This window comes from Herbaspirillum sp. GW822-FHT03A08 (assembly GCF_058801885.1).
In genome coordinates, this window is the sequence record NZ_JBXANR010000003.1 from 750,916 (window position 1) to 770,061 (window position 19,146).

Here is a 19,146-nt window from a genome sequence, read left to right on the forward strand (position 1 = left end):
GGAAGGCTGATTTTTTCAGATTTTCAGATTAGAAAATGTGGCGAATGCCAACCGACAGGCCGGTCACATTGTTCTTGCCGGCCAGTTCAGCTTGCGCTGCGTCTTTGGCCTTGTTGTAGTCGACAGTCGTATAGACCTGTGTGCGCTTGGACAACGCGTACTCAGCAACGCCAACCAGTGTGTAACGCTTGCCGCTGTCGCCGGCAACGCTGACATTCTTGCTCTTGTCATAGTATGCCGCGCCGGTCAGTGCCCATGCCGGGGTCAACTGATAGGTCGTACCGAAGAAATAACCATCGTCCTTGCGTTCCAGGCCGACGACGCCACCCTTGCTGGCCACGCTGTTTTCGAGGGCAAAGTAGGCCGAAGTCGTACCGGTGCTGTCCTTGATCTTGTAGTAACCACCGTACAGTTTGGCAGCGCCAATCACGTAGGAAACGCTCAGGTTGTAAGCAGTATCTTTATTGGAGTTGGTTGTCGAATCAACCGTTTGTTGATAACCGCCACCGAAAGACAGGTTGCCTGTCGTGTATTGCAGCGACGAGCTGACCTGGCTGCCCTTGCGCACGGAACCCGCCTGTTCGCCCATGGCCCAGCTCAGACCGGCCGAGAAGCCGCCGAATGTGCCGTAGTACTTGATCATGTTCGAGTTGCGAACCAATGTTGCACCGGCTGGCAACCAGGAGTTAGCAGCGTAGTTACCGACGGTCAGCGGATCAAAGTGATCGGCCATCAGGTCGAACAACGGTGTTTGCTGGCGGCCCAGGCTGATCTGGCCGTAGCTGTTGCTCAGGCCAACCCACGATTGACGGCTGAACAGCACGCCTGGTGTGGAAAAGCTACCCGTGTCCGAGTTGAAGCCGTTTTCCAGACGGAAGTTGGCCTTGAGACCGCCGCCGAGATCTTCTGTACCTTTGAAACCGATACGGCTGTTCGAGATCGCGCCGTTGTCCATCTTGAAGTTGCTGTTGCCGTTGGCGTTGTCGCTGCTGACATAGCGGATGCTGGTGTCGACGATGCCGTAGACGGTGACGCTGGATTGAGCAAAGGCGCTGCTGCTGGCGAGGCCGGCGATGACGAGTGCCAAAGAAGTTTTTTTCATGCATTTCTCCTGAAACTTGCTGTTTTTTATGGTCCGTGCGAAGACATGATCGCTATTGTGTAGCGCCTGTTTCAGCACCTTCATCGCCGCATGTGCTTTTGTATTTTTCGCTGTAATGCGGCGTTACCCGTATCGGGTAAGGCGAGAGAATATCAGGAGAATTTTCGGGTGAAAAAAGAATTAACTGACGAGTGTGCTATTTGTAGTTTTTCGGTAAATGCGTAAATTATTTGGTCATTAATATTGACCGAAATGCATATTTCGCGCAGGCGATCGAAAATTTTTTATATTTTTACGCATCGATCGTCTATTTTTGTACAAAACAAAAAAGTGATCGTCGAAATTAAAAAAACGCCCAAAACCGATGTCGGTGAAGGGCGTTTTCTCAGCTGACGGGACGCTGAAATTGCGTCCTGCCGGGTAGCTCGGATCCTGCTTCTTACTTACTGAACCTTGGCTTTCTTGCGCAGTTCTTCCTGATAGGCTTGCAGCTTCTTCTGTTGCAGCGCTTCAGCGATTTGCGGCTTCACTTCTTCCAGGGTCGGGACCTTGGCAGGGCGTGTATCTTCCAGCTTGATCACGTGGTAACCGAATTGGGTCTTCACTGGCGTTTCAGTGATTTCACCCTTCTTCAGTGCAACCATGGCATCCGAGAATGGCTTCACGAACGAAGCAGGCGTTGCCCAATCCAGATCGCCGCCGTTGGCTGCGGAACCGGTGTCCTTCGATTGCTTGGCCAGGTCTTCAAACTTGGTGCCGGCCTTCAGCTTGGCGATGATTGCCTTCGCGTCTTCTTCCTTGTCGACCAGAATGTGGCGAGCATGGTATTCCTTGTCGCCGGCTTGTGCCTTGAACTTGTCGTACTCAGCCTTGATGTCGGCGTCTGCAATCGGATGCTTCTTCAGGTAGTCGCCGATCAGGGCGCGGATAACGATGCCTTGGCGAGCCAGTTCCAGTTGGTTCTTGACGTCAGGGTTGTTGCTCAGACCTTGCTTGTCGGCCTCTTGCATCAGAATTTCGCGATTGATCAGCTCTTCTTTCACAGCGCCGCGCAATTGCGGGCTGTCAGGCTGACCTTGTGCTGTCATTTGCTTGACCATTGCATCGGCGCGCGAGGATGGGATGGCCTTGCCGTTAACAACGGCCAGATTTTGCGCCATGACTGGCAAAGCAGCAGTTGCAAACAGCAGTACCAGCAAACGAGCAGGTTTGAATGTCATTATTGAATCCTAAAAAATGGAGGTAATAAATCGAGGAAATGAAAGATATAGAGGGGGGATAGTCTTGTTAGTTCGCTATTTCAGATGGTGCGATGGCGGTGATCGCCAGTGCGTGTATATCCTTGTGCATCATATCAGCCAGACAATCATACACCAGCCGATGGCGAATTAAACGATTTTTACCCTCAAAAGCGCTTGAAATCAGGCGGACGCGGTAGTGGCCTCCACCCGATGCCGCGCCTGCATGGCCGGCATGCAAGGCAGACTCGTCTTCGACTTGACACTCGCTCGGTGAGAAAGTTGCGAGCAAGCGTTCGCGGATGACATCGTGGCGTTCGCTCATTCCGCGTCTTTCATGTACTTCGACAGGAACAGGCTCTGCGCAATGATGAAGGCAAACATCAGCCCCATGGTGCCGAACATCTTGAAGTTGACCCAGGTATCAATGGCGTAGTTGAAGGCCACATAGAGATTGAGCAGGCCCATCACGACGAAAAAGATCGACCACGCCACATTCAGTTTGCCCCACACCGGTTCAGGCAGGGAAACTTGCTTTTCCATCATCACGCGGATCAGATTCTTTTTGACAAAAACCTGACTGATGATCAAGGCAGCGGCGAAGCACCAGTAGAGGATGGTCGGCTTCCACTTGATGAAGGTATCGTCGCGGAAATAGATCGTTGCACCGCCAAACACCACGATGATGGCCAGCGACACCCACAGCATGCCGTCGACCTTCTTGCGGCGCGCCAGCAGGTAGCCTATCTGCGCCAGCGAGGCGACGATGGCGACCGCCGTCGCCAGCAGAATCGGCGCCAGGGTGGTCGTCACGGCGCCGCCGGACATGAAGCCCGACAGATACTGCGACACCAGGCCCTGGGCGGCATCGGTATGACCTTCACCCCATTTGAAAACGCCGAAAAAGAGGATGACGGGAAAGAGGTCAAACAAAAACTTCATGAGTTAGGTCTTCTTAAAAGATTGCACGAATGATCTGCCGCAATCAGGTTATCAGGTCGCCGGGTCAAACCGCAACGAAGCGGAATTGATGCAGTAGCGCAAGCCTGTCGGCGGCGGACCGTCGGGAAAAACGTGACCGAGATGCGCGTCGCAGACGTTGCAGACGATTTCGGTACGAATCATGCCATAACTTTTGTCCACGATCTCGCGGACGTTCGCAGGATCAAGCGCTTCGAAATAGCTGGGCCAGCCGCAGCCGGAGTCAAATTTTGTGTCCGACGCAAACAGCGGCGTGTTGCAGCACACGCAGGTATAGATGCCAGCTTCGTGATGATCCCAGAATTTACCCGTGAAGGCACGCTCGGTGGCCGCATGGCGAGTTACCTGATATTCCATTGCATCCAGTTGGGCACGCCATTCGGCGTCGGTTTTTTGGACTTTGGCAGTCATGCTGATGCTCCGTGGTAAGAGTGGAAGAAGAATGTAAAAAATTGTTGGATGCAGATTAATCGCATCGATTGGTCATATGGATTAGTCGCACAACGACGCCGGATCTTACGCTGCCGCCGTCGCTGGTGCTGCCGATCCTTACGAAGAGCAGCTCACTTCCAGATGGCTGGCCCAGTCCGGCGGCAGGTCGGCGTACTTGTCATGCTCAGGCTGCTCGTCAAAAGGCCGGCGCAGGATTTCCTGCAGTCTGGCGATTTCAGAGAAGTCCTTGTTCTGCGCCTTGTCGATGGCGACTTGCGCCAGATAATTCCGTAGCACGTATTTGGGGTTGCTTGCGTCCATTGCAAGTTTCCTTGGTGCATCCTGGCTGTTTTCCTGGCGCAGACGCGCACGGTATTGCCCGGCCCAGGCGTCAAAAGCCGGCCGCTCGATGAACAGATCGCGCAATGGCTCATCGCCGGCGTTGCTGTCGGCCTGCACATCGCTCAGGCGGCGGAAGAACAGCGTGAAATCGACATGGCCGGCTTGCAGGATGGCAAACATGGCTTCAAACAGTTTCTCGTCGTCCGGCTGATGTGTCGCGAGTCCCAGCTTGGCGTGCAGCAGGGCGTCGTTCTTGGCGGCGAATTGCGCCTCGTATTGCGACAGCGCAGCTTCGGTGTCTTCCACACTGCCGATCAGCGGGAGCAGCGCCTGGCCCAGGGCAAAACAATTCCACTGGCCGATGCGCGGCTGCATCTGATACGAATAGCGGCCTTGCTGGTCGGTATGGTTGCAGATGTGGCGCGCGTCGAAGGCTTCCATGAAGCCGAACGGACCGTAGTCCAAGGTCAGGCCGAGGATGGACATGTTGTCGGTGTTCATCACGCCGTGCATGAAGCCGACCGCCTGCCATTGCGCCATCAGATGAGCGGTGCGGCGTGTGACTTCCGCCAGCAGCTCGCGATAAGGATTTTCGGCACCGAGAAATTCAGGATAAAAATTGGCGATGACATTGTCGGCCAGCAGCTTCAGTTCATCGTGGCGCTTGTTGTAATACCAATGCTCAAACGAGCCGAAACGGATGAAGCTGGGCGACATGCGCGTCACGACCGCAGTGGTCTCCATGGTCTCCCGCAGGACTTGCTGGTCCGATCCGGTCACGCACAGCGCGCGCGTGGTCGGAATGCCCAGACCGGCCATCGCCTCGGAGCACAGGAATTCACGAATCGAGGAGCGCAGCACGGCGCGGCCGTCGCCCATGCGCGAATAGGGGGTCTGCCCGGCACCCTTGAGCTGCAATTCCATCCGGCCGCCATCGCGCGCCGGCAGATCGCCGAGCAGAATGGCGCGACCGTCGCCGAGCTGGCCGGCCCAGACGCCGAACTGATGGCCGGAATACACTGCCGCCAGCGGTTTGGAGTCGCGCGCAATGGTGTTGCCGGTGAATACTTCAACAAAGCTGTCGCTATTCGCCGTCGCCGGATCGAGACCGATCAACGCTGCCGCATCGGCGCTGACGCCAACCAGATAGGGCGCGCGCAAAGGTGTCGGCTGCAAGTGCGTGTAGAACGCCGGCGGCAGTTCGGCAAACGCATTGCCGAATGGAAGCAGCGTTGCGGTATCGTTGCTGCTGGTGTCGGCGGCGGGCGGCAGGGAAGGAGAATTCATGAAGAGACGTTGTACAGGACGGCTGAAAGCGCCATTTTGACAGAGAAGCGGCTATCCCATAGGATCGGGCGATAAATCACAATAAGGAATCCATGAAAGCAGACAAGCAAGTTCACCGCGCAACACTGGCAAACATGGCAATCGCGTTGGCTGCGATTTGCGCGATGACGAATGCCGGCGCCGCAGAAAGTGCGCCGCCGGTTATTGCATCAGCTTTGCCCGCCTATGCCCCGGTCAAGGAAAAGATCTGCACCGACTGCAAGATATCCGTACCACCCGAGATGATCCCGCGCCGGGGTGTGGTGCTGTCCAACGGCAGTTTCTCGGCGCCGGTCGGTTATTGGGAAATGGTCGACATCGATCAGCGCAAGATGACACGCTTCATCACCCAGCTCAATGCAGAGACTCACAAGCTCGCGGTGGTGCAAAGCCACACCGTGCCTTTGAGCGATGACGATGTCGCTGCACTGATCGGCCTTGCCAACGCGGTATGGCGCCTTCCTGGCAAACTGCCTGCAACGTCGGCAAACGACGTCGTCTGGGGCGTGGATTTGTTCGACGGCGCGGTCAGCAGAAAGGAGTATGGAGTCGGCCAGGTGCAAGGCGATGGCGCCAACCTGAAGGCGGCGCTGGAACAGATCTGGCAGCGTATGGCGCGCTAAATCATTTCGCTCTTTGTTTTGCTGACAGTCGAAATTTGACGGAGTTTTCCACTTAATGCACATCCCCGTCATTATCCGGTCACATGGCGGCGCTACTTTGCTGTGCAAGAAGGTTTGCAGAGCAGCGCGTCGCAGGTTTCTGATCATCGGATGGCATCGGATAGGAGATGTGTATGCAAAATGCTGTAGCGTTTGCCGACAACGACGTTGTCGTGATTGCATGGAGTTACGGCCGTAAGCTGCCTGGATGCATGGGCTTTGCGGTGTACCGCATCGATGCCAAGGGCACGGAATCGGCACTGCCTTCGATGGCCGTGTTTCCCGGTACCAAGCGGGTGCCTGCACAGACCACCGCACAGTTCCCGATTCAAAAGTTCTACTGGAAAGATCCCTATGCCCGCCTGATCGCGGGCAAAGGAAATCGCAGCTTCCGTTACAAGATCGTACCGCTGGAAGGCAAGCCGGGAAGCCTGGCACCGATGCGCCTCGGCTTTGCCATCTCCAATGAAGTCACGCTGAGCCCGCAGGTCGGGCCGGACTTGCAGGCCTACTTCAATCGCGGCCTGATTTCGACGCAACGCGTCTCGCGCGCCCTGGACGGACATCCCGACAAGGAAAGCCTGCTGAACATGGTGACGCAGCCGGACAACGCCATGCGCAAGAGTCTGGCGGGCGACATGATCGCCGCCTTGCTGGATTTTGTGGCGCGCGTGGGTAAGGACAAGGGCGGAAGTCTGTACGCAGCCTTGTACGAACTCGGCGACGACGAACTGATCAGCGCGCTGGAGAAAGCCGGCAAAAAGCTGCATCTGATACTGTCCAATCCCAAGGCCGGCGACCAGCAAAGCGCCAGCGGCATCACTGATGGCAACGACGCCTCGCGCAAGCGTCTGCGCAAGACGGCGGGCACCTTGATCGATCGCATGGTGCCGTCCAATCACATTGCGCATAACAAGTTTCTGGTCTATGTGGATGCCAAGGGTAAGCCGCAAGCGGTACTGTTCGGCTCGACCAACTGGACGTCGACCGGTCTGTGTACGCAGACCAACAACACTATCGTCTCCGACGATGCCGCATTGGCAAAACGCTATCTCGACTACTGGAACCAGCTCGCTGCCGATACCGAAGCCGCGGGCGGCAACGCCAAGGCCTTGCAGGGTGCAAAGCTGCGCGCCTGGGACGCCAAGCCGAAAGTGATCAAGCAAGCAGACAGTTCAACCGTGACCAGTTGGTTTTCTCCGAATACGCCCAAAGCGCGCGGACGTTCGCGAGCCGATGAAGTACGTCCGCCGGATATGGAGGAGGTGGCTGCCCTGATTGCCGGCGCACAGCATGCAGTATTGTTTCTGGCGTTTTATCCGGGCACGCCCAGCATCGTCAATTGGGTGGCGGAAGCGCAGAAGGCCAACAAGGATTTGTTCGTACGCGGCTGCGTGACCAACCCCTCAACGGCCGCAGGCTTCCTCTATGAGCTGCAGGGGACCGAGCCGCCCAAACGCAAGAAGGACGATCCACCGGGTAAACAGGATCCGCGCGTGATCTCGGCCAAAGCCCTGACCGCAGTGGTGCCCGCCGGCTGGCAGAAAGAGATCCTGTCCGCCGGTTTCGCCGTCACGCACGACAAGATCGTGGTCATCGATCCGTTCTCTGAAAACTGTGTCGTCGTCACAGGCAGCCACAACCTCGGCTACAAGGCGTCTTACGACAACGACGACAACCTGGCCATTTTCAAAGGACAGCAAGCACTGGCGCAGGCTTATGCGACGCACGTTCTGGATATCTACGATCACTTCTCATGGCGCTGGATGGTGCAGGAAAAAGGACAGAAGGCAGCCGATACCATGCTGAGCATCAAGCCCGACGAGTGGCAGAGCAAATACTTCGGCGACAAGGGAGAAATCCGTTCGGCACAGTTGCGGTTCTGGCTGGGGGCCGTACCGGTTACGCGCTAGGAAGATGTAGAGGGGAGAAGGGAAATTGCGCCCGGCTGAAGCGCCGGGCGCAAGAAAAGAACTTACTTGTTGACCAGCTTGGCCGGTACCGCCAGCGTCAGCAGCCCGCCGAGTAACAGCGACCCTGCCAGCACGTACATGCCCATGTTGGTGCTTTGGGTAGCGTCCTTCAGCCAGCCCACCAGATACGGGCTGACGAAACCTGCCAGATTACCCAGCGAGTTGATCAGCGCAATGCCGGCTGCCGCAGCCGTACCGCTCAGGAAAGCCGTAGGCAGGCTCCAGAACAGCGGCAGCGTGGTCAGGATACCGACCGCAGCCAGTGTCAGCGAAGCCATTGCCAGCAGCGTGTTGTGGTCATACACGGTGCTGAACAGCAGACCCACGCAACCCAGGAAAGCCGGGATCGCAACGTGCCAGCGACGCTCGCGTTGCTGGTCGGCGCTGCGACCGATCATGATCATCGCTATGGCAGCGATCGCATAAGGAATCGCTGTCAGCAAGCCGATGTTGAGCGGATCGCTCACGCCGGTGGTTTTGATGATGGTCGGCAGCCAGAAGCTGACGCCATACAAGCCCATCACGAAGCAGAAATAGATGATCGCGCTCAGCCATACCTTGCCGTCGGCGAACATCTGGCCCAGCGAGACTTCGGTCTTGTCGGCCTGTTCTTGCGCAATCTGCGATTCCAGCAGACGCTTTTCATCTTCGGTCAGCCAATGTGCGTCGCGGATGCGGTCCTTCAGATAGAAGATCACGACCACGCCCAGCACCAGCGAAGGAATCGCTTCCAGGATGAACATCCATTGCCAGCCGGCCAGTCCGTGCACACCTGGGAAGGCATGCATGATCCAGCCTGACAATGGACCGCCGATCACGCCCGAAATCGCAATACCGGTCATGAACAGCGCCGTGATCTTGCCGCGGCGATGCGACGGATACCAGTAAGTCAGATACAGGATCACGCCAGGGAAGAAGCCGGCTTCAGCCACACCCAGCAAGAAGCGCATGACATAGAACATTTCAGGCGTCGTCACGAAAATCATCGCGCCGGAAATGATGCCCCACGTGATCATGATGCGGGCGATCCAGAGCCGGGCGCCCACCTTGTGCAGGATGATGTTGCTGGGGACTTCGAAAATGAAATAACCGATAAAGAAAATACCGGCGCCGAGACCGTAGACGGTTTCGCTGAACTTCAGGTCCTGCAGCATCTGCAGCTTGGCGAAGCCGACATTGACGCGGTCCAGGTAGGACGCGACATAGCAGAGGAACAGCAGGGGAAGCAGACGCCACGTGACCTTGGAAAAAGTCGCTTCTTCAAACGATACATTGTTGCCGGGCGACGCGGCAATGCCTTGTGCTGGGGTATACGACATGTCTCACTCCATACGTATTAAAAATGGATCAGCCTTGTTGTTATGAAAAGCCAGTCTCTTCGGATTGGCTTTATTTAAGTACTGATTGCTTTACTGATAGTTCTTGTTTTTTATTGCAGCGTGATTATAAGCACAAATTTTGCGGATTTATCGTAAAGCGGCACATCGCTGACAAAACGCTGACAGGGGAACTGTCAGCGTCATTACTTCCCGGCTCGTCGCAGGTTTTTAACTTACACGCAGCGGCCGCCATCCACTTCCAGACAAGCGCCGGTGATGAACGATGCTTCGTCCGAACCCAGATACAGGCAGGCGTTGGCGATATCGTCCGGCGTCGAGAAGCGGCCCAGTGGAATCGTGGCGGTAAACTTTTTACGGTTTTCCGGAGTGTCCGGCACACCCATGAATTCAGTCAGCAAGCCGGTTGCAGAGATCACCGGATTGACGCAGTTGACGCGGATGTTGTCCGGGCCGAGTTCTGCCGCCATCGATTTGCTGGTGGTAATGACCGCGCCCTTGCTGCCGTTGTACCAGGTCAGGCCCGGACGCGGACGGATGCCTGCGGTCGAGGCGATGTTGATGAAGGCGCCGCCGCCGACCTTGCGGAAGTAGGGCACGAAGGTCTTCGCGCTCAGGAAGATGCTCTTGACGTTGATCGCGTAGATGCGCTCGAACTCGTCTTCTTCCACTTCCAGCATCGGACGATTGCGGTGCGTGGTGCCGGCGTTGTTGACGACAATATGCAAGCCGCCGAAAGCATCCAGCGCGGCTGCCAGCATGGCGGCCATGTCGGCATTCTTGGATACGTCGGACCTGATGAAGCGCGCCTGGCCGCCCGCTGCGACGATCTCGTCGGCGACACGCTTGCCGGCTGCTTCATTGATGTCCGCCACCAGCACGCGCGCGCCTTCGCGGGCATAGCTCTTGGCGATGCCTTCGCCGAATCCCGAACCTGCGCCGGTCACGATGGCTACTTTGTCTTTCAATCGCATGTCTTCTCCTTGATGTGTTGTAGGTATGTTGCTTGGTTCTGTTTAGTCGTGCTTGATGGCAATCGTCTTCAGCACGGTGAAGCCATACAGCGCCTCGAAACCCTTTTCACGGCCGTGGCCGCTGGCTTTGACGCCGCCGAACGGCAATTCCACGCCGCCGCCTGCGCCATAGTTGTTGATGAAGACCTGTCCGCTGCGGATGGCCCGCGCCAGACGCATCTGGCGTCCGCCGTCGCGTGTCCAGACGCTGGCAACCAGGCCGAAATCGGTGCCGTTGGCCAGACGAATGGCATCGGCTTCGTCTTCAAACGGCATTGCCGCCAGCACCGGTCCAAAAACTTCTTCCTGTGCCAGGCGATGCTGAAACGGTACGTCGCGCAGCAAGGTAGGCGCCTGATAAAAACCGCCGGCAGGCGCACCATCAGCGATGCGACCTTGTGCGACCACCGGGATTTTGCTGTCGGCCGCTTCGCGCAGGAAACCGGCGACGCGTTCTTGCTGCGTCTTGCGGATTAGCGGGCCGCAGTCGAGGTCCATGGCGGCCGAGCCGACACGCAGTTTGCCGAAGGCGGCGCCGACGCGTTCGAGGACTTGTTCATAGGCGCTGCGCTGCACCAGCAGACGGCTGCCGGCGGAGCAGGTCTGACCCGAGTTCTGCACGATGGCATTGACGATCACCGGCAGCATGGCGTCGAAATCCGCATCGGCGAACACCACTTGGGGCGACTTGCCGCCCAGCTCCAGCGTGACCGGCGTGTGATGTTCGGCCGCCGCGCGCACCACGATCTTGCCGACGTTGGGCGAGCCGGTGAACGACACGTGATCGACGTCGTGATGCTTGACCAGCAGGTCGCCTGCTTCATGGCCGTAGCCGGTGACAATGTTGAGCACGCCTTCGGGGAAGCCGACTTCGGCCGCCAGTTCCGCCACGCGCAGGAGCGACAGGCAGGCGTCTTCGGCGGGTTTGACCACGCAGGTATTGCCCGCCGCCAGCGCACCGCCGACGCAGCGGCCGAAGATCTGCATCGGATAATTCCATGGCACGATATGAGCGGTGACGCCATGCGGTTCGCGCAAGGTCAGTACGGTATAGCCGGTCTGGTAGGGAATGGTTTCGCCGTGCAGCTTGTCGGCTGCACCGGCATAGAACTCGAAGTAGCGCACGATGGCGGCGGCGTCGGCGCGGGCCTGCTTGAAGGGTTTGCCGCAGTCGCGGGCTTCCAGTTGGGCCAGCTCTTCCTGATGCTCCGCCAGTTTTTGCGACAGCTTCATCATCAGGCGGCTGCGGTCGGCGGCGCTGGTGCGGCTCCAGACATTGTCGTAAGCCTTGCGCGCAGCTTGTACGGCAGCATCGATATCGGCGGCATTGCCGCGCGCCAGCGATTCGAACACCTGGCCGTCGGACGGATCGGTGACGGGAATGCTGTCGCCGGATGACGGCGCGGTCCAACGGTTGTTGATGAAGTGCTGTTTCATGATTCGGAAGATCCTCTCTTTGAAAACATAACCGGACGTAATGGAAGGTATGACTACATGGCAATCGACATGCCGCCGTCTACATAGAGAACATGGCCATTGACGTAGGAAGCGGCGTTGGAAGCGAGAAAAACGGCGGCGCCGGCAATTTCAGCCGGCTGCGCCCAGCGTCCCAGCGGCGTGCGCGTGGCGAAGTGGGCGTTGATTTTTGGATCGGCGATGGAGGCAGCATTGGCTTGCGTCGCCACGCCGCCCGGTGCGATGGCGTTGCTGGTGATGCCCAGCGGACCGTATTCAGCGGCGAGAGCGCGCATCATGCCGGTCAGGCCGGCCTTGGCGCCGGTGTAGACGGCATCGCCCGAGCGCGCGATCTGACCAGCAATCGAGGTGACGGTAATCAGACGGCCGCTCTTGTTGGGTACCATCAGGCGCGCAGCTTCGCGCGACAGCGTGTAACCGGCGATCAGGTTGGTTTCCAGCATGGCGTGGATCTCGTCATCGCTGAACTCCAGCAAGGGTTTGCGATTGCGCACGCCGGCGTTGTTGACGAGGACGTCGAGGCGACCGTGTTCTGCCGCAATCTGCGCGAAGGCAGCCTTGACGGCGGCTTTGTCGGTCACGTCGAAGGCGAGGGCGCTGGCGGACAGGCCTTGTGCGGTCAGATTTTGCACTGCGCTTGCCAAGGTGTCTGAGTTGCGGCCGTTAAGGATCACGTGCGCGCCGCTGCCTGCCAGTGCGCGAGCAATTTCCAGTCCGATATCGCGCGCGGCGCCGGTGACGAGGGCAATCTTTCCGTTCAGAGAAAACTGCTGCAGATACGATTGAGCAGGCAGGGTATTCAGATTGTGCGGCTGGTTCATGGTTGGCTTCGATAAACAATGGACGGCAGAAGATATCACCGTCGCTGCCATCGGGCCGGACCGTTTGTCTCCTGTCGTTTTTGTTTGATGGACAATGGTCGGAAAGCCCGCCACCGTCTCGCTTGGCTTTCAATGTATGTTGCAGATCAAAAGATGTCAACTGATATTACTACTTGACTGGCGGCGTGGTCAGGCTTGAGAGGGGCATAAGGCCGACTTATGGCAGGCGTGGAAATCGGCTACCATGCGCAGTAATTACAAAATTTGATGACAGAATTCGACAGGAGACACGCCATGCCGAAATCAGAAAGCCAGCAAGACCGCAATCCAGATGCAAAAGTCGTGAGTATTCGGACCTCTGCGCTGCCGCGTGCCACACAACTTTCCACCGATGCCCTTGCGCTGGCCGCTGCCGGGCTGGGACCGGTGCGTCAGGAGCGCTTTGCCGAGCGCGTCTACGAGAATCTGTTCCACGCCATCGTCGAAGGCAAGATCGGCGTCGGCAGCCGTCTGCCTTCCGAGAACGATCTGGCGACACTGTTCGACGTGTCGCGCCCCATTGTGCGGCAGGCGCTGGACCGTCTGCGCGAGGACCAGCTGGTGGAGTCGCGGCGCGGCTCCGGCACCTACGTCATGGACAAGCCCGAGCTGGCCGGCAAGCCTGCCAATGCCGAGCCGTCTGAACGTATCGGCCACATCATGAACGGCCTGGAGTTGCGCATGGTGATCGAACCGGAATGCGCCTACATGGCGGCCCTGCGCCGCAGTACCGCCGACCTGACGCGTATGGACGAGCTGTTGACGGGCTTTGAAGAGGCCAATGCCGTCGGCGGTATCGCTCACCATTTTGATTTCGCCTTCCACGAGGCGATTGCTACTGCCACCGCCAATTTGCGCTTCGTGCAGGTACTCAAAACACTGGAATATGACGTCAGCCATGCGGTCAACATGCTGCGCCATCTGATGCACATCCAGCCGTGGAAGCGCACGCAGGACGCGATGGACGAGCATCGCAATATCTTTGAACTGATCAAGCGGCAGGACGCCGAGGGCGCCCGGCGCGCCATGCGCGGGCATATCGAGAACGCGCGCAGCCGCATGTTCAACAGCCGGCCCGGTTTGTAAATTCTTTCCTGTAAATTCAGATAACAACTTAAGACTGCGAAACAACCTGCATGGAATTGCGCCAACTCAGATATTTTGTCGCCATCGTCGATCACGGATCGCTCTCTCGTGCCGCACGTGTACTGCACATTGCACAGCCGGCGCTGACGCAGCAGATCCGTCAGCTGGAAGAGGAGCTGGAAGCACAACTGCTGCATCGTTCCGCGCAAGGCGTGATCGCGACCGATGCCGGCAAAACCTTTTACGAACATGCGCAAGCCATCCTGAAGCAAGTCACCGACGCCAAGTCGGCGGTTGCGCAATCCAATGACAAACCTTCAGGCACGGTGGCGCTGGGCATTCCGCAAAGCGTCTCCGGTGCGCTGGCCTTGCCGCTGCTGACGGCGATTCGCGCCACCTATCCGGAAATCACCTTGCTGCTCACCGAAGAGCTGACCGGCAACCTGATCGTCCAGCTCAAGTCGGGTCGGATCAATCTGGCGGTGCTGTTCGACGACGGCCAGCTGTCGCCGTTTGCCAGCACGCCGATGGTGGAAGAAGAGATGATGTACATCACGCGCGCCGATTCACAGTACGGTGTCAAAGAAGGAAAAGGCAAGAGCAAGTCAGTCACGCTGGCTAAGGCCATCAAGGCACCGCTGATCCTGCCGGGCTTGCAGCACGGCGTGCGGCCGCGCATCGAAAACGTGGTGCGCTCGCACGGCATGTCGCTGGAGAACGTGATCGAGATCAATTCGGTGGCGATCCTGAAGTCGGCGATCCTGGCTGACATCGGCGCGACCATCCTGCCGGTGGCGCCCTTGCTGTCCGAGATCGAGCGCGGCGACATGATCGCGCATCCGATCAGCGGCGAACGCATGGTGCGTACGCTGGCCTTGTGCGCATCGAAGAATATTCCGCTGACAAACGCGGCGGCGGCCGTGGAACGGCTGGTGCTGGACGTGACGGATGACTTGTGCCGCAAGGGCAAATGGTTGCATGCAGAAGCGTTGGCGCGGGAATGACTCGTCTGGCAAAAGCTACCGTCGTCCCAGCGAACGCTGGGCCCCAGTGCCGTGAATACGGTCAATACGACACTGGGTCCTGACTTTCGTCAGGACGACGGTATTTTCAGTGGTGCGCTGCGTTAGGACTCGTTGCGTCAGTTCTTGTCGATCGCAGGATCCGGCAACGCCGTGCCGTCAAACAGGGCGCTCACCACGCGTTCGCCCAGACCCAATCCTACGCTCATGCCGATACCGGTATGCATCAACACCACGGTGGTCTTGTCATCGATCTTCGTTGCCGAGAACGGTCCCGGTCCTTTGCTGCCGTACACGCCTTGCCAGCGTTCCAGCACATTCAGTTTCACGCCCAGCGTATCTTCCGCCAGACCGATCATCAGGCTGTCGATTTCTTCGTTGTTGAATGGCGGCGCGTCGACGCCATAGTAGTGCGAGTCGCCGATGATCAGTTCCTGATAGGGCGTCGGGCTGACCAGCAGATGAATGCCGTGGCGGTTCAGCACCGGATACTTCGTTTCGATTTCCGCATTTACGCCTGCTGCGCTCGGCAGATCGGAGAACGCGCCGTAATGCGTGCACGACAGACCGGTCAGCATGGCGTGAGTCAGCGGGAAGCGCTCCTGCGGCGCCGCGCGCAGCATTTGCAGGCGGCATACCTTGAGATTCAATTCGCCCAGCTTGTCGGCAAACAGCGTCTGGTAGTCGTGGCCGGAACAGACGATGGTGCGCTCGGCCCTGAATTCGCCTATGGTTGTCGACAGATAGCCGTCACGGGCTTCCTTGACCAGGGTATTGAAATGGAATTGCACTCCTTGCGATTGCAGATAGCAGACCAGCGCCGGTATCGCTTCGCGCGAGTACAGCTGCAAATCCTGCGTGCCGTGCAGGGCGGAGCGATGATGGCGGAAACGGCCGCCATACAGCGCTTCGAGTTGCGGCCCTTCCAATAGAGAGGCGTCGTAGCCGTGCTGGCGCGCGCGCACGATCATGAATTCTTCCAGCACCGCATGCTCGGCTGCGGTACGCGCAAACAGCAAAGTGCCGGCTTCACGCGCGCTGAAGTTGGCGCGCTGCGCCAGATGCAGCCACAGCTCGCGGCTTTGCTTGGCCAGGCCGAGCATGATGCCCGGCGGCTGGCCGGTGACCAGGCCCATGCCGAAGTTACGGATCGATGCACCGATCGGCGTCGAGCTGCGTTCGAATACGACGACGCGCAGGCCGCGTTTTACCGCTGCGAAAGCATGCGCCAATCCGAGCATGCCCGAGCCGACGACGGCGACGTCAATATGATCCTTGTTGGTGTTGCCCATCTGATTTCCTCAATGCACTTACTGTTATCTGTTCGGTTGCTAGCGTGTTTTCATGAGCGCTCTCGTGGACAGATATGCAGGAGAGCGTTCATGAAAACAGTTGAGAGATGAAGCAGGCGAATCCGCCGTCCTGCTTCATCTCTTTTGATTCAACTAGTACAAGTTACAGCGGCGGATTACTTCTTTTCAGCCTTGCTTTCGTAACGCTTGCTCCACTCGGTCAGAATGCGATCGCGATTGGTGCTGGTCCAGACGAAGTCGTTCTTGGTCAGGCGCTTTTCGTAGTCGGCCGGCAGCAGTGGATCAGGCTTGGCGATGCCGGGAACGGCCAGAACGGCGAAGTTCTTTTCGTATTGCATCATGGCGTCCTTGCTGGCGGAGAAGTCAGCCAGGCGTTTGGCGGCGTCCAGGTTCTTGGTGCCCTTGACGATGGCTGTCGCTTCCAGATCCCAGCCCAGGCCTTCCGACGGCAGGATGATGTCGATCGGAGCACCTTCCTTCTTGGTCTTCACAGCGCGGTATTCAAACGCGATGCCGATCGGGAATTCGCCGGTGGCAGCTTGTTTGCATGGCTTGGAGCCCGAGTGAGTGTACTGGCCGATATTCTTGTGCAGCGCGTCCATATAGGCCCATGCCTTGTCTTCACCCATCATCTGGATCCATGCAGTGACGTCCAGGTAGCCGGTGCCGGAAGAAGCTGGATGCGGCATCACGATCTTGCCTGCGTAGACCGGCTTGGTCAGGTCAGCCCACGATGTCGGTTTCGGCAGACCTTGCTTTTGTGCTTCGACAGTGTTGAAGCAGATAGCCGAACCCCAGACGTCCATACCGACCCATGCCGGTGGATTGGCGGGGCTGCGGTACTTGGCTTCGATGTTGGCCAGGTTCTTTGGCGCGTAAGGCGTCAGCATGCCTTCCTTGTCCAGAATCGCCAGGCTGGAAGCCGCCAGACCCCAGATCACGTCCGCCTTCGGATTGGCCTTTTCAGCCAGCAGCTTGGCAGTGACGATACCGGTGGAATCGCGCACCCATTTGATTTCGATGTCCGGATTGCTCTTTTCGAACTCGGCCTGATAAGCCTTGATCTGATCGGCTTCCAGCGCAGTGTAGACAGTCAGTGTGGTCGCTGCATGCGCGGACAGCAGAGCGCCTGCACCCAGAACGGAAGCAAGCAGTTTAAGAATGTTTGTAGGTTTCATGGTTGCTTTCTTGTGGTTAAAAAGTGATACGACGAACGACGAAATCAGTACTTCCTTAATGTCTTTTGCCGGCAGTACGCCAGGCCTGTGCGCGGCGCACCCAGTAACCGAGACCCCAGTGCATCAGCAGGGATACCGCAATCGAGGTCAGCAGAATCAGCGTCGACATGGCGGCGGCAGGCCCGACATCGCCGGCGTCGTCCATGTTCAGCACGGCAATCGCCGCCAGCACGGTGTTCGGGCTGTAGAGAAAGATCACCGCCGACACTGTCGTCATCGACGACACGAACAGATAGCGGAAAATCTCCAGCACGGCCGGCAGGCACAGCGGTACGGTGATGCGCAGGTAAGTACGCAGCAGCGGCACCTTGAGCGAGGCCGAGGCGGCTTCAAATTCGGGATCGATCTGCTTCAGCGCCGTGACGGCGGTCAGATGCGCCGTGGTGTAGAAGTGCATCACCGAGCACAGCACCAGGATCGTCATGCTGCCGTAGAGGAAATTCAACGGATTGGCCGGATGGTTGAAGAAGAACACGAAGCCCAGTCCCAGCACCAGTCCCGGCACCGCCATCGGCAAGAAAGCCAGGAAGCGCAGCGAGGTATCCAGCACACGGTTCGAGCGTGTCTTTTCCATCAGCCAGGCGCCGGTGAAGATGACCGCCGTACCGGCGATACTGGTGCCGATGGCCAGACGCAGGCTGTTCCAGTAGGCCAGCCAGCCGCCGCCGTCCATGTTGTCGAAGTCGTAGTGCATCAGCGTCAGCTTGAGGTTGTACGGCCACAGCTTGACCAGCGAAGCGCCGATGGCAACGGCAATCATCAACAGCAGCGCGCCGCTGATCGCCATCAGGATCAAGGTGTAGACACTGTCGCGACGCCATTGACGGCGTGGCACCAGGACCTCTGCACGGCTGCTCATTTGTGCGCGCTGGCGCTTTTGCAGCCAGCCGTCGATGAAGAAGGTCAGCAGCGCAGGAATCAGCAGCAGCAAGCCGATCAGCGCGCCGCGGTCGAACTGCTGCTGACCGACCACCGCCTTGTAGGCTTCCACCGCCAGCACGCTGAACGCGCCGCCGACGATTTTCGGCACGCCGAAGTCGGTGATGGTCAGCGTGAAGACCAGGCAGAAGGCGCCGAAGATACCGTAGCGCGTGGCCGGCAAGGTTACAGTGCGGAAGGTCTTCCAGCTGTTGGCGCCCATTGCGGATGCGGCGTCATACAGGCGCGCATCGGCCAGCGACAGCGCCGACAGCAGAATCATCAAGGCATGCGGGAAGGTGTAGAAGGCTTCGCCCAGCAAGATGCCCCAGAAACCGTAGATGCTGCCGTTCATCCATTCCTTGAACAGTCCCTGATTGCCGAACAGGTAGATCAGCGCAATGCCGGGCAGTAGCGAGGGAGCCAGCAGCGGCAGCAGGGCGATCGCGCGCCACAGGCCCTTGAACGGCGCCAGTGTGCGCTGCAGGCCGTAAGCGAACAGATAGGCCAGCGGTACTACCACCAAGGCCGTCGCGGCGGACACGCCGACGCTGCGCGCCACCATGGGGAAGAAGTTGGGATTGGCGACCAGCTTGCTCCACGGCGCCATGCCGGCCCAGACGCCGCCCTGATCGAACAAGGCTTGCCCCAGTACGGCCACCAGCGGCATCGCCAGGGCGAGCAGCAACAGCACCAGCAGAAAATACTTCAAACCGCCCGATACCAGTGCATCGAGATTGAGTGCCTTCAGCGGCTTCGCTGTGGCGGCGGGCGCGGTAGCAGATACGTTGCCAGACACGGGCGTCGTTGCCATGGCGGGCTCCGGC

17 protein-coding genes are annotated in these 19,146 nt (G+C 58.4%); 4 read left to right on the plus strand and 13 right to left on the minus strand.

Annotated elements, in window-relative coordinates; genetic code table 11:
- Window positions 1-28: 28 nt before the first annotated feature.
- The 6 genes from AC1RN6_RS12610 to AC1RN6_RS12635 all read right to left on the minus strand — a co-directional run bounded on the left by AC1RN6_RS12610 (window position 29) and on the right by AC1RN6_RS12635 (window position 5,382).
- On the minus strand, window positions 29-1,102 hold the full coding sequence (locus AC1RN6_RS12610) for a porin (protein ID WP_493005707.1): 1,074 nt from the start codon (window positions 1,100-1,102) through the stop codon (window positions 29-31).
- A 443-nt stretch (window positions 1,103-1,545) separates the two neighbouring features.
- Window positions 1,546-2,322: a peptidylprolyl isomerase gene (locus AC1RN6_RS12615; protein ID WP_493005709.1), complete on the minus strand. Its 777-nt coding sequence runs from the start codon at window positions 2,320-2,322 to the stop codon at window positions 1,546-1,548.
- A gap of 67 nt (window positions 2,323-2,389) precedes the next feature.
- The gene (locus tag AC1RN6_RS12620; protein WP_493005711.1) at window positions 2,390-2,665 is read right to left on the minus strand and encodes a BolA family protein; all 276 of its coding nucleotides are present in this window, start codon (window positions 2,663-2,665) and stop codon (window positions 2,390-2,392) included.
- Window positions 2,662-3,282 (minus strand): septation protein A, encoded by a 621-nt coding sequence (locus AC1RN6_RS12625; protein ID WP_493005713.1) that lies wholly within the window; start codon window positions 3,280-3,282, stop codon window positions 2,662-2,664. The genes AC1RN6_RS12620 and AC1RN6_RS12625 overlap by 4 nt, the downstream gene beginning before the upstream one ends.
- Before the next feature lie 51 nt (window positions 3,283-3,333).
- On the minus strand, window positions 3,334-3,732 hold the full coding sequence (gene msrB / locus AC1RN6_RS12630) for a peptide-methionine (R)-S-oxide reductase MsrB (protein WP_493005715.1): 399 nt from the start codon (window positions 3,730-3,732) through the stop codon (window positions 3,334-3,336).
- Window positions 3,733-3,870: 138 nt separating this feature from the next.
- On the minus strand, window positions 3,871-5,382 hold the full coding sequence (locus tag AC1RN6_RS12635) for a protein adenylyltransferase SelO (protein ID WP_493005717.1): 1,512 nt from the start codon (window positions 5,380-5,382) through the stop codon (window positions 3,871-3,873).
- Window positions 5,383-5,474: 92 nt separating this feature from the next.
- Between AC1RN6_RS12635 and AC1RN6_RS12640 the strand changes: the two genes are divergently transcribed.
- Both AC1RN6_RS12640 and AC1RN6_RS12645 read left to right on the plus strand, forming a co-directional pair.
- The gene (locus tag AC1RN6_RS12640; protein ID WP_493005718.1) at window positions 5,475-6,044 is read left to right on the plus strand and encodes a hypothetical protein; all 570 of its coding nucleotides are present in this window, start codon (window positions 5,475-5,477) and stop codon (window positions 6,042-6,044) included.
- Between the two features lie 173 nt (window positions 6,045-6,217).
- Window positions 6,218-7,996 carry a phospholipase D-like domain-containing protein gene (locus AC1RN6_RS12645; RefSeq protein WP_493005720.1) on the plus strand — a complete coding sequence of 593 codons (1,779 nt, stop codon included), beginning with the start codon at window positions 6,218-6,220 and terminating at the stop codon, window positions 7,994-7,996.
- 62 nt (window positions 7,997-8,058) lie between these two features.
- On the opposite strand, the gene AC1RN6_RS12650 is transcribed toward AC1RN6_RS12645, so the two are convergent.
- The 4 genes from AC1RN6_RS12650 to AC1RN6_RS12665 form a co-directional block, all read right to left on the minus strand.
- Entirely contained in the window at window positions 8,059-9,375 is a 1,317-nt protein-coding gene (locus AC1RN6_RS12650) for an MFS transporter (RefSeq protein WP_493005721.1), read from the minus strand.
- Between the two features lie 233 nt (window positions 9,376-9,608).
- Window positions 9,609-10,367 carry an SDR family oxidoreductase gene (locus AC1RN6_RS12655; RefSeq protein ID WP_493005723.1) on the minus strand — a complete coding sequence of 253 codons (759 nt, stop codon included), beginning with the start codon at window positions 10,365-10,367 and terminating at the stop codon, window positions 9,609-9,611.
- 42 nt (window positions 10,368-10,409) lie between these two features.
- Window positions 10,410-11,843 carry an aldehyde dehydrogenase family protein gene (locus AC1RN6_RS12660; protein WP_493005726.1) on the minus strand — a complete coding sequence of 478 codons (1,434 nt, stop codon included), beginning with the start codon at window positions 11,841-11,843 and terminating at the stop codon, window positions 10,410-10,412.
- 53 nt (window positions 11,844-11,896) lie between these two features.
- Complete coding sequence (locus AC1RN6_RS12665; RefSeq protein WP_493005727.1) at window positions 11,897-12,703, minus strand: SDR family oxidoreductase; 807 nt, start codon at window positions 12,701-12,703, stop codon at window positions 11,897-11,899.
- Window positions 12,704-12,997: 294 nt separating this feature from the next.
- On the opposite strand from AC1RN6_RS12665, the gene AC1RN6_RS12670 reads away from it, so the two are divergent.
- Both AC1RN6_RS12670 and AC1RN6_RS12675 read left to right on the plus strand, forming a co-directional pair.
- Window positions 12,998-13,828, plus strand: coding sequence for a FadR/GntR family transcriptional regulator (locus AC1RN6_RS12670; RefSeq protein ID WP_493005729.1), 831 nt, complete (start codon window positions 12,998-13,000; stop codon window positions 13,826-13,828).
- Window positions 13,829-13,878: 50 nt separating this feature from the next.
- Window positions 13,879-14,832, plus strand: a complete 954-nt coding sequence (locus AC1RN6_RS12675; RefSeq protein ID WP_493005731.1) for a LysR substrate-binding domain-containing protein — start codon at window positions 13,879-13,881, stop codon at window positions 14,830-14,832.
- A gap of 137 nt (window positions 14,833-14,969) precedes the next feature.
- Here the strand turns inward: AC1RN6_RS12675 and AC1RN6_RS12680 are convergent, their stop codons facing one another.
- The 3 genes from AC1RN6_RS12680 to AC1RN6_RS12690 all read right to left on the minus strand — a co-directional run bounded on the left by AC1RN6_RS12680 (window position 14,970) and on the right by AC1RN6_RS12690 (window position 19,133).
- Window positions 14,970-16,142 (minus strand): TIGR03364 family FAD-dependent oxidoreductase, encoded by a 1,173-nt coding sequence (locus AC1RN6_RS12680; protein WP_493005732.1) that lies wholly within the window; start codon window positions 16,140-16,142, stop codon window positions 14,970-14,972.
- Window positions 16,143-16,318: 176 nt separating this feature from the next.
- Entirely contained in the window at window positions 16,319-17,341 is a 1,023-nt protein-coding gene (locus tag AC1RN6_RS12685; protein WP_493005734.1) for a putative 2-aminoethylphosphonate ABC transporter substrate-binding protein, read from the minus strand.
- A gap of 55 nt (window positions 17,342-17,396) precedes the next feature.
- Window positions 17,397-19,133 (minus strand): putative 2-aminoethylphosphonate ABC transporter permease subunit, encoded by a 1,737-nt coding sequence (locus AC1RN6_RS12690; protein WP_493005735.1) that lies wholly within the window; start codon window positions 19,131-19,133, stop codon window positions 17,397-17,399.
- Between the last annotated feature and the right edge of the window lie 13 nt (window positions 19,134-19,146).